9 protein-coding genes are annotated in these 11416 nt (G+C 63.1%); 5 read left to right on the top strand and 4 right to left on the bottom strand.

Features of this window, described 5'->3' with window-relative positions:
- Positions 1-6: 6 nt before the first annotated feature.
- Positions 7-2475 (top strand): phosphatidylinositol-specific phospholipase C domain-containing protein, encoded by a 2469-nt coding sequence (locus PZH32_RS06740; RefSeq protein WP_275207101.1) that lies wholly within the window; start codon positions 7-9, stop codon positions 2473-2475.
- Between the two features lie 610 nt (positions 2476-3085).
- On the opposite strand, the gene PZH32_RS06745 is transcribed toward PZH32_RS06740, so the two are convergent.
- The 3 genes from PZH32_RS06745 to PZH32_RS06755 form a co-directional block, all read right to left on the bottom strand.
- Positions 3086-3556, bottom strand: a complete 471-nt coding sequence (locus tag PZH32_RS06745; protein WP_275207102.1) for an acyl-CoA thioesterase — start codon at positions 3554-3556, stop codon at positions 3086-3088.
- Between the two features lie 60 nt (positions 3557-3616).
- On the bottom strand, positions 3617-3928 hold the full coding sequence (gene rhaM / locus PZH32_RS06750) for an L-rhamnose mutarotase (RefSeq protein WP_275207104.1): 312 nt from the start codon (positions 3926-3928) through the stop codon (positions 3617-3619).
- 95 nt (positions 3929-4023) lie between these two features.
- Positions 4024-5388, bottom strand: a complete 1365-nt coding sequence (locus PZH32_RS06755; RefSeq protein ID WP_275207106.1) for a PFL family protein — start codon at positions 5386-5388, stop codon at positions 4024-4026.
- A 331-nt stretch (positions 5389-5719) separates the two neighbouring features.
- On the opposite strand from PZH32_RS06755, the gene PZH32_RS06760 reads away from it, so the two are divergent.
- From PZH32_RS06760 to PZH32_RS06775, 4 genes are all read left to right on the top strand, one after another.
- A complete protein-coding gene (locus PZH32_RS06760) occupies positions 5720-8182 on the top strand; it encodes a molybdopterin-dependent oxidoreductase (protein ID WP_275207108.1) in 2463 nt (820 codons plus the stop codon).
- 7 nt (positions 8183-8189) lie between these two features.
- Positions 8190-8753 carry a 4Fe-4S dicluster domain-containing protein gene (locus tag PZH32_RS06765; RefSeq protein ID WP_275207109.1) on the top strand — a complete coding sequence of 188 codons (564 nt, stop codon included), beginning with the start codon at positions 8190-8192 and terminating at the stop codon, positions 8751-8753.
- Between the two features lie 149 nt (positions 8754-8902).
- Positions 8903-9595, top strand: coding sequence for a Crp/Fnr family transcriptional regulator (locus tag PZH32_RS06770; protein ID WP_275207110.1), 693 nt, complete (start codon positions 8903-8905; stop codon positions 9593-9595).
- A 4-nt stretch (positions 9596-9599) separates the two neighbouring features.
- A complete protein-coding gene (locus PZH32_RS06775; RefSeq protein ID WP_275207111.1) occupies positions 9600-10907 on the top strand; it encodes an MFS transporter in 1308 nt (435 codons plus the stop codon).
- 48 nt (positions 10908-10955) lie between these two features.
- Here the strand turns inward: PZH32_RS06775 and PZH32_RS06780 are convergent, their stop codons facing one another.
- Positions 10956-11381 (bottom strand): hypothetical protein, encoded by a 426-nt coding sequence (locus PZH32_RS06780; protein ID WP_275207112.1) that lies wholly within the window; start codon positions 11379-11381, stop codon positions 10956-10958.
- Positions 11382-11416: the final 35 nt, after the last annotated feature.

The raw sequence follows: 11416 nt of genomic DNA on the forward strand, positions 1-11416 counted from the left end.
CTGCGAATGATGCTTGTGACGATTTTGGCGGCGTTGCTGGCTCTGTCGACCGCGGCGCTGCTGGTTTGGCCAAGGACGGCGCTGGCCGAGGGCGCCGACGCTGCTTCTCCTTCCGCCCCTGATGTTGCTGCCGTGCCCCAGTCGCAAACGGCCGGTTTCCTTCAGTCGCCCTCGGTCAAGATCGGTCGCCTGACTGACGGAGAGCTTGATCGCTGCTATGTGAAGCTGCGCCCCCACGGGTTTCTGTGCACTGCCAATGTGAATCACGACGGTTTGGCTATTGGCAATGCCTGCATCCTCTACAACTTGGGTACCTCGTCCAAGCTCTATCTTACGTGCGCCTCGGGCGAGGGGGCGGGCTACTATTATATTCAGTCGATGATCGACTTCATCGAGACCGATGTGACCAACTACAACCTATGGGATGTGGACGGCCAGTCGAAAAAAGACGGCGCGGTGGTGCACGTCTGGAAAGACAAGGGCGACAAGAACTTCAGCCGGCAATGGGCGTTCGAGCGCAATGCCGACGGCACCTATTACGTGATCAATCACAACAGCGGAAAATACCTTTCGCTGGAGAATCCCTCCAAAGACGCCAACGACAACAAGCTCGTGCAAAGCTCGACGCCCATGGCCTGGGATCTGGAAATTATCGTGAACGAGACTGGCCGCGATGTAGCGGCGTACTCCACCTATGGACGGGCGGCTGATTGGATGGCCGCGCTGCCAGACAGCACGCTCATCACGGACATCTCTTTGCCCGGAACCCATGACAGCGGCACCTGTCGCACCTTCGGCGACATTGAGCCCCAAAGCTCGTTCACGGCTTGCCAACAGTACTATATCGATGAGCAATTGGCAGCCGGTGTGCGCTTCCTCGACGTGCGCCTAGGCATGGACGGCTTGGCCGACAAGGATCCCTACGTCAACCACGGAGGAACTATCTGTCTGCAGCGCTCGGGGGCGGAGCTGAGACTTTCCCATGTGCTGGCCGACGTCGATCGCTTTCTTCAGCAGCATCCCAGCGAGACGGTAGTGCTCATGTTCTCGAAATCGGGGAGCGCGGGCGACGAGAAGAATATGCTGGCGTCGTTGTACGAGGCCGCTACGGTCGATTATCCGGAGCGGGTGTACTTGGGCGCCGACACCGTTGTTCCGTCCCTTGGCCATGTACGCGGCAAGATGGTGTTCGCTCACCGCATTGATGCGAAGGCGCTTGCTCCAGAGGGCCTGAACGAGCACAGCTACGGGCTGAATCTGCATATGTGGGGCGATTACAACGACGCGTATGCCAGCACGAAGGACACGGTGAAAATCCGCGATGCCAGCCAGATTCAAGCCTGGGTTCAGGACAACTACGGCACTACGGCCGATAGCAAAATAGCCTACGTGGAGGGTGCCTTGGCCTCCGCTCCTTCGCGGCAATCGGGGGCTGAGGCGGCCAGAGAGCATGCCTGGGTGCTGAACTACACCAGCTGCACCAAGAACAACCCCTTCACCGCTGCGCGCAACATGAAGCAGCGACTTTATACCAACGAGATTCTTGCCGGCGGCGATCAGCGGTTCCTGGGTGTCGTGATGATGGATTTCGTCGACGCGCAGATGTGCTGGAACGTCTACCGTCACAACTTCAGCGGCGCCACGCTAGCAGCCGCCGCGCCCTTTGCGCTGCCCGAAAGCGTGACGCTCACCTATGGCCAGTCGCTGGCCCAGGGCCGCTTGACGGGCGGAAAGGTCCTTGGCGACGGCTTCTTGCAGCTGGCGGCGGAGGGCGAGCGCCTTTCGGTGGCTGACTCCGGCATGAAGCGTCTGTGCTATGTGAATGTGCAACCGGATGGCGCTATGAGCCCGACGACACTTGAGGGCGAAGTGTTGGTGAAGGTGGAGCCGCGCGTCGTGACGTGCCGATGGGAAGCCACCGGGCGCTTGGAGCCCTCCTCGAACCTTGCTGCCGAGCTGACCGGTACGCTGGTCTATGAGGGCGGAGAAGGGGTTCTCGAGGACGATGAGTGCATGCCGGCGCTTGCGTTCTTTTGCGACGATCATGGGGCGCCGGGTCAGCCGGTCGTACTTGATGCGCAGGGGATGCTGCCGGCTGGCACCTACTGGGTGCAAGCCCAGGGCCTGGAAGGAGCGGATGCGGCAAACTACCAGTTGGCCGCCAGCGAACCGATGAAGTTCGTTGTCGAGGAGGCAGGTGCTGGCGCTAGCGAAGGCTCGGGGAATCCCGAGGATGGGGAAGACGTAGAGAGTCCCGATGGCGGGGAAGGATCTGAAAGCGCGGAGGATGATGGAGATGGGCGTGAGCAGGCGAATGCTCGGTCTTCCGATAACGAAAAGAGTGCTTCTAAGGCTTCAGACACGAAGCTCTCGCAAACGGGGGATCCTGTTTGCGCCGCGGTTTGGTGCGTCGCTGCGATCGCTGCCACCCTGGTGGCGCTGATCGCCCGCAAGAGGGTGTCGCGCTGCAGGTAGAGGAGTTCGCCCGAAGGGGTCTTGGTGCCCCTGCCCCGGCCCTGGACCCCCGGCCCCGCCCCTCCGGCCCCCGAGCCCCCGGCTCCGCCCCTCCGGCCCCGGACTTCCGAACCCCCGAGCCCCCCGGCTCCGCCCCTCCGCCCCCGGCCTCCCCGGACCCCTGCTTCCCCGGCCCCCGGCCTCCCCGGACCCCTCTTTGAGTTTATGGGTGTCTTGGTGAGGGTATATTGGTTGGCTCCTGTGGGCTGGGGGCGGCTGCTGCAAAAATGCGGTTTTGTAAAAACGTCACGCTCTCAACTCGAAATGTGCTGCAATCAGTCGATTTTGCACCCGCGAAACCTCGCAAAGTGGCTCCCGATCGACGTGGTAACGCTGTTTTCCCAGGTGGCGAATATTAGCGCGACGCTCATATTCGCGAAAGGGCCTTTTCTTTGGTGCAAAATCGAACGTTTGCACCGCTTTTTCGATTTTTGACGAGCGGAAAATGAAAAATCGCACATTTGCAGTACGTACGGGGCTGGTACAGGGTGTTTTGCCAGGAGTCGCCTAGCGCTGCAATGGCGGCGAAAAGGTCTGATATGGGCTGGCGGATGATGTTTGCCAGAGTCGTCTAGGCCTCTTCCACGAGCTTCTCGTATTTCTCGAACAAATCGGGGAAGGTGCGCTTGAGGCTGACGGGCTTGAAGGTTTCGCGCTCTACCACACAGACGGTGACCAGAGCATCCACCAGCGGGGTGGCCCCTTCGCGCAGCAGCGGCTCGCCGGCTTCGTCAGTGCCCGCGGCATCTTCCGCGCGGAACACCTGTTGGCGGTAGACCGTGCGCATGGGCAGGTTCTTCGCCACTGAGGTGCGCACGAAGCCCGCTTCGCCGTAGCGCAGCGGCGCTTTGTAGGTAATGTCGATGTGGTAGATGGGGCTCATGTAGCCCACCTGCTCGATGCGCTCGTTGTAAGAGAAATCGGCGGCGTTCAGGTAGTCGATGCGCGCGTCCTCGAAGTACAGCAGGTAGTTCGCGTGATACACCACCCCCATCATATCGGTCTCGCCGTATCGGACGGTAATGGGGGTATGCACATGCATGGTCGCGCTCGCTTTCCTCGCTTGGTGTTCGCTTCCGATTATAGCGAAAGACCGCTGACGCTAGTCCAAATGGAACAGCACGGGCAGGTCGACGCTGACGGGGGAGTTGTCCTCGTTGGTTTCCATGATGTCAGCCATGAAATCCCACCACTTTCGGTTGATGGCGGTGTCGGCGCCCGCGGCCCACTTCTCGGGGTCGTCGATCTCGATGTAGCCGAACAGCGTGAGGGTGTCTGGATCCAGCGCGATGGTGTAGTTGCGGCCACCGTGCTCGTGGATCATATCGATCATCTCGGGCCACAGCTCGTTGTGGCGCCGCTCGTACTCTTCCTCCATGCCGGGGTAGAGCTTCATCTTGAATGTCTTGATCATGGGTCCTCCTTGCTGCAGATTGCCGAGCTCCATGATAGAAAAAGAGCCGCGGCCTTCGGTGGTCGCGGCTCTTTTGGCGAAAGCTTGTAAGACGCTTAGTTCTTCAGCGAGTTTAAAGGGGCGGGCATGCGGCCGCCGCGGTGGGCGAACACAGTTCCGGCGTAGGGGTTCACGGGCATGACCGGGGCGTAGCCCAGCAGGCCGCCGAAGTCGAGCTGGTCGCCTACTTGCTTGCCGATGGCGGGGATGAGGCGCACGGCGGTGGTCTTGCAGTTGATCATGCCGATGGCGCACTCGTCGGCGATGATGCCGAAGATGGCTTCCTGGGTGGTGTCGCCCGGCACGGCGATCATGTCGAGGCCGACGGAGCACACGCAGGTCATGGCCTCCAGCTTCTCGATGGAAAGCGCGCCGTCCTCGGCCGCGCGAATCATACCGGCGTCCTCGGAGACGGGAATGAAGGCGCCGGACAGGCCTCCCACGCTGGAGCTTGCCATAACGCCGCCTTTCTTCACGGCGTCGTTCAGCATGGCCAGGGCCGCGGTGGTGCCGGGGCCGCCGCATTGGCCCACGCCGATGGCCTCCAGGATTTCGGCCACGGAGTCGCCCTCGGCCGGGGTGGGGGCCAGGGACAAATCCAGAATGCCCTTCTGCACACCCAGGCGGCGGCTCGCCTCGCGGGCCATGAGCTCGCCGGCGCGGGTGATCTTGAAGGCGGTGGCCTTGATGGCCTCGGCCACGGTGGTGATGTCGGCCTCCTTCGGCAGGTCGGCCAGGACGGCGCGCACCACGCCGGGGCCCGATACGCCCACGTTCACCACTTCGTCGGCCTCGCCGGAACCGTGGAAGGCACCGGCCATGAAGGGGTTGTCCTCCACGGCGTTGCAGAAGACCACCAGCTTGCCGGCGCCGATGCACTGGCGGTCGGCGGTCAGCTCGGCGGCGCGCTTGATGATGCCGGCCATCTTGAAGGCGGCGTCCATGTTGATGCCGGCACGGGTGGAACCCACGTTCACCGAAGCGCACACGCGCTCGGTGGTGGCCAGCGCCTCGGGGATGGAGTCCATGAGCTTGTGGTCGGCGCGGGTGGCTCCCTTGTGCACCAGGGCCGAGAAACCGCCTACGAAGTCGACGCCCACCTCGGCACCGGCGCGGTCCATGGCGCGGGCGATGGGGGAGAGGTCGTCGGTGGTGACGGCGGCGCAGATTTCCGCAATGGGGGTGACCGAGATGCGCTTGTTCACAATGGGAATGCCGAACTCGCGCTCCAGCTGCTCGGCCGTGGGCACCAGCTTCTCGGCGGCCGAGGTCATGCGGTCGTAGACCTTGGTGGCCAGCGCGTCCACGTCGGCGTCGACGCAGCCGCGCAAATTGATGCCCAGGGTGATGGTGCGGATGTCCAGGTTCTGCTTGGACACCATGGCCAGCGTTTCGGCAATTTCAGCAGGGGTGATCTGCATGGGAGCTCCTTCGGTTCCGCGTCTGCTGCGCCCGGTGCGCAGGCCGTCAATGAGGTTGCCGAACAGTCTAGCAAATTCACCTGCCTGCTGCCGTGCGCCCTCGTTGAAGGGTGGCCGTCCAGCCAAAAGTGGCATTCGCTTGTGCCCAAAACTGGGCAGAACGCTTTTGGGCGCCTTCCTATACTGAGGTCATTCGTTCTGAGGGGGACGTAGAAGAGCCCAGGGAGAGGTAAGAGGGCTCGATGGGGGAATCTTCACTATTCCAATTCTGTGCCCCTCGCCGCGAAGCGGCGGTCGACTGACCGCTGTCCCGAAAAGATGGAGGAGAAGTATGGAACAGAAAGACCAATTCGCTCCCACTGAGGTTGTGAAGGACGGCAAGCTTACCCGCCGCACCTTCGTCAAGGGTGCCGGCTGGCTCACGATCACGTCGGCCATTGGCGCAACGGCCGTGGGCTGTGCACCCAGCGCGGCTCCCGCCGAGGACGAGAAGCTGGCCGAGACGGGCCCGGTGGCCGATCCCGAGGAGGGCTTCACCTACAAGAGCGCTTGCTGCTCGGTGAACTGCACCTCGCGCTGCCATCTGCGCGCCCGTGTGAAGGACGACAAGATCTACACGGTGACGCCCGGCCAGATGCCCGGCCGCGACGACTACGCCAACTGCTGCCTGCGCTCCATCGGCCTGGGCACGCGCACCCATGACGAGAACGTGCGCGTAATGCACCCCATGAAGCGAACGGGCGAGCGCGGCTCCGGCGAGTTCGAGCAGATTTCTTGGGAGCAGGCCATCGACGAGATTGCCGAGCGCATGGAGGCCTCTAAGGCCCAGTACGGCGCCAAAGCCTGCGGCTTCTATTCCTTCACGGGCAACCTCTCGAAGCTGTCCTGGGAGGCTCCTACCCGCTTCGCCGGCACCTACGGCGGCACCGCCTTCGATATCGAGGGCATCATGGGCGACCACGGCGCCTCCATGGGCATGACCCTTACCTTTGGGCAGGCCCGCGGTGCTCACGACACGCGTGACTACATGAACTCGAACATGGTGGTGCTGTGGGGCCGCAACGTGGCCGACACCCACACTTCCGAGTACCGCTACCTGGTGAAGGCCCGCGAGAACGGCGCCAAGATCGTCGTCGTCGACCCGCGTCTCTGCTCCACGGCGGCCATTGCCGACCAGTGGATTCCCATCAAGGCCCAAACCGACCCAGCGCTGGCCCTGGGCATGATGAACGTCATCATCAGCAAGGACCTGCACGCGAAGGACTGGCTGGTGGCCAACTCGGTCGCGCCGTTTTTGGTGCGCGAGTCCGACGGTGCCCTGCTGCGCGACGGCGAGGGCGACGAAGCCGCCTGGATGGTGTGGGACGAGACCGCCAAGGCCGCCGTGCCCAACACCACCGAGGGCGTGACCGCTGCGCTCTCCGGCACCTTCGAGGTGAATGGCGAGAAGTGCCGCACCGCTTTCGATCACCTGGTGGACGAAGTGTCCAAGTACACCCTCGAGTACACCTCCGAGATCACCGGCCTTGACCCCGAGGTCATTGAGACCTTCGCTATGGAGTACATCAACGCCAAGCCCGCCGGTATCCGCATGGGTCAGGGCATGCAGCGCGTGTACAACTCGCACTCGCCCTTCCGTACGGTGGCCACGCTGGCCGCGGTGGCCGGCTACATCGGCGTCGAGGGCGGCGGTGCCTCCCATGCAGGCGGTACGGCTTCCATTCGCTCCACCCCCGGTATTACCATCCCGGCTTTCAACTACGACGACTGGGCCAACACCGGCGCCAACGAAGTGAACATGGTGAAGAGCTCCACGCTGTATGACCAGATCATCAACAAGGACCCGAACCCCATCGACTTCATGTGGTTCGCCAACTCCAACTTCATCAACATGAGCCCCGACGCTAACAAGATCATCAACGAGGTGCTGCCGAACATCTCCACTATCGTGACGGTGGATCCCTACTGGACCTGGACGGCCAAGTACTCCGACTACGTGCTGCCGGCCTGCAACTACTGGGAGAAGTGGGACTTCCTCGATCGCTCGCCGTGGGTCTTCTTCCAGAGCCCGGCCGTGACGCCGGCCGGCGAGAGCAAGTCCGACGTTGAGATCATGTCGCTGCTGGCCGCCAAGGTGGGCCTTGGCGATCTGTGGAACAAGACCGACGAGGAGTGGGTGCGCAGCTTCGTGAACGAGGAGCATCCCGCTTGGGAGGGCTTCGACTTCGACCAGGCCGTGGCCGACGGCATCTGGGGTCGTCCCGACGGCATCTACGACTCGCAGATCGTCTTCGCCGACGGCGTGTTCGCCACTCCCTCCACGAAGTTCACGTTCTACAACGACGATCTGGTGGAGTTCGAAGAGGAAGTGCCCTGCTACAAGCCGATGCTGGAGGATCCGAAGGGTCCGCTCGGCGAGAAGTACCCGCTGGTGTTCCTGCAGTACCACGACCGCATGAACGTGCACACCCAGCACATTGGCATTCCGTCTCTGGCGGGCATCCAGGACGAGCCCATCCTCGAGATGAACCCGGTGGACGCCCAGGAGCGCGGTATTGCCGACGGCGACGTGGTGAGTATCACCAACGATCGCGGCGCCTGCAAGATGAAGGTGTTCCTGACCGAGGGCATCGTGCCCGGCACGGTGGCCACCCAGAGCGGCTGGACGCCCGACTACACCATCGAGGGCAACTATCAGACGCTCACCCATCTGACCCTGAACCCCACCGAAGAGCACATTTCCCAGACGTGCACGGCATTCTACGACGTGCTGGTCGAAGTAGAGAAGGCGTAGGTGCAACATGGCTAAGCAATATGGAATGGTGATTGATACGACGCGCTGCATGGGCTGCCAGACCTGTGTCGTTGCCTGCAAAGTCTCCAACGAAACCCCCGGCGACCTGTACTGGGGCCACGTGTTCAGCCTCGACGGCGACACGGTGTACCGCCCGACGGGTACCTTCCCCAGCGTGAAGATGAACTTCCGCCCCACCCTGTGCAACCACTGCGCAAGCCCGGCCTGCGTGGCCAACTGCCCCACGGGCGCCATGGCCAAGCGCGACGACAACGGCGCCGTCGTGGTGGACCAGGAGGTGTGCATCGGCTGCGGCACCTGCGTCGAGTCGTGCCCCTACGATGTGCCGCAGATCGACGAAGAGGCGAACGTGTCCTCGAAGTGCACCATGTGCTTCGATCGCCTGGACAACGACCATCGCCCCTGGTGCGTGCAGGCATGCCCGGCCGAGGCCCGCTTCGTGGGTGACATCAACGACCCCGAGAGCGAGGTGGCGAAGTACATCGCCGAGAAGGGCGCCAAGCCCTATCTCGAGGAAAACGGCACGGCGCCTTCGGTCTACTACGTGTAGGACCTGCTGACAAGCCCTCCCTCTATGCAGGAGCAACAGTGCATCAACGCTGTTGCTCCTGCTGGTTTCAGGGGAAAGGGAGAGGTGCCCATGGTATGATTTAACACGCTGTCAGCAGGAAAGGCTGGCAACAACGGGGAGGGGGAGCCATGACGTGGTCAGGCAAGAACGAGGTAGTGCAAGAGCCCATCGGCCGTGCGGAAATGGAGGCTATGCTGCAAAGCGTGGACGCCTCCTATACGGTGCGCCGGGTGCCCAAGGGCGGCATGGTATTCTGGCCGGGCGAGCCCGACGGAAACCATTACTATATCGCCGAGGGCGTGGTGGAGTGCTTCAAGCTGGACCGCGCCGGTCGCAAGAAGGTCATCGATCGCTACGGTGCCGGCATGTACCTGGGCTACCATATTTTGCGCGACGACTGCATGCCCATGTCCACCATGCAATGCGAGGAAGACTGCGTTCTCCTGGCCATTCCGAAGGACTCGTTTTTCCGGTTGCTCCACGGGTGCCCGGAATTTACCGACCGCACCATCCGCTACCTGTTCGGTCTGTTGTCCATGCAGACGAACGAGGTATTGAATCAATCGTTTTTTGCCACGGCGCAGCGGGTGCCTATGCTGTTGGCCGAGCTGGCTTCTGAGGCACTCGTTGAGGAAGATGGCGTGGCGGTGCTGCCCTATGGCAACACCGAAATTGCCGACATGCTGGGCGTGAGCCGCAATTCCGTGACCTCGGTCATGTCGCGGTTGGCTTCCCAGGGAGTTATTGCGAAGCAGCGCAATGCCATTCGCGTGATCGACGTGGATCGTCTGGTCGACATTGCCCAGCGCGAGCAGGAGTAACTCGATGGCGACGCGGTGGCGCGACGGGGCGGACGCGGCGACGGCGAAACTGCTGGCCCCTTTGTTTGTGGCCGCGTTCTTCGCCTTTGCCTACAACAACGTGTTCATGACGCTCACGCCTACCTTTGCCGTGGATCGTGGGGCCACGCTGGCCGAGGGCGGTCTGCAGAACAGCCTGTATCTGGCCGTGGCCGTGGTACTGCGCTTCTTCGTGGGGCCTTTGGCCGATCGCGTGGGAACTAAGCCGCTTTTAGTGGGCGGCCTGACGGCCTTTGTGGCGGGCGGCATCCTGCTGCCGTTCTGCGAGGGTTTTATCGCGCTTGCGGCGGTGCGCTGCGTGCAGGCGGTAGGTCTTGCGGCGTTCTGGCCCTCGGCCACTACCACCGTGGCCAATGCGGCCACCCCCGAGCGTCAGGGCTGGTGGCTGGGCTTGTATCGCTTCGTGACGTCGTTCTCCTTGCTGCTGGGCCCCGTGGTGGCGTTTTCGCTGGTGGATGCCTTTGGATTTGAGGTGTGCTTCTGGGCGATGACCGCCTGTGCGCTCCTGGCCCTCTTCTGCGCGGGGGTTCTGCGAAGCAGCGATGAACCGCCTGCGGGCTCACGAGGTGCCTTGGATGGGATGTCTTGTGGCGAGGAGGCCGATCTTACTGCGGGCCCGGGAGCTGGGAGAAGTGCTTCAGCGCCGCAGAACGCGGCGCAATCGGCTTCTTCGCAGGAAGAGGGAGGCGCCTCCTTCCCCTATCAGTTGGTCGCTGTTGTGGTGCTGGCCACTTTTGTGGTGGCCGTGGGCTACGGGCTCATGTTCAGTTTCACACGCTCGTTTGTGGCCGCGGTCGATCCGTTGATGAATGCCGGATGGTATTTCACCTTGTTGGGCATCGGCGGCTTGGTGGCCAATCCGGTGGCGGGTGCGTTGTCCGACCGGCTTCCCCAGGGAAGGTTGCTGGGTGCGTGGCTGGTGTGCTCGGGCGTGGGCGTGGCGCTGTTCGCGGCGCTGGGCCTGGGCGGCACGGCGGGTGACACTGTTGCGTTCGCCGTGTCGGGCGTGGCTCTGGGTTTTGGCTACGGGGGTGCCATGACCACCGCGCAGGCCCTGGCTGCGGCCCGCACCATTCCGCGGCACCGTGCCACGGTGCTCTCGCTGCAGCAGAACGCCATCGATTTGGGCATTGCGGGTGCCAGTGCGCTGTTCGGCGCCGTGTTTGCCGCTCTGGGGGCCGCTTCGGTTGTTCCGTTTGTAGCGCAGGGTGCCGTCGTGGCTGTGTTCGGGCTCGCCCTTGTTGTCGTCCCCACCTGCCGCCAGCGCCCTTAGGGCTCCTGCGGCAGCTCCACCACCAGCGAGACGAAAGGCCGTAGGAGTCTAGGCGGCAGTCCCGTCACCCGATGATTCGTCCGGGCTGCCCGTCTCTTCGGCTCCCTCCGCTTCAGCTTCCTCGGCAGCTTGAGCGGCTTCTTCTCGGGCGGCGAATTCCTCCAACGCTGCCAGGAACTCGTCGGCTTCGGGGGCGTAGCTGAGGTCCTCAGGATGCGGCAGGGTGCCAGCGGCCAAGGAACCCAGGGGTCCACCGAAGCAATCGTCCCAATAGGCACGACCCAGCTGCGAGGCGGGCGCCTCCGGGTCAAGCTCGAAGGCCTCGCACACCCAGCGCGGAATGGGCGTCAGGTTCATGAGTCCGAGCAAGAGCAGCAAGCCCACGAAGGTGCCGATTGCCTGCACGTTCTGGCGGCGCTTCACGGCGCGGGCGAGCGGGTTGTCAGCGGCATTGGTATCGGGGGCGGCTCTCATGGGGCGATCCTAACGGTTCGGGGGGGGTGACGGGG

The organism is Adlercreutzia equolifaciens (assembly GCF_029076695.1).
GTDB lineage: Bacteria > Actinomycetota > Coriobacteriia > Coriobacteriales > Eggerthellaceae > Adlercreutzia > Adlercreutzia equolifaciens_A.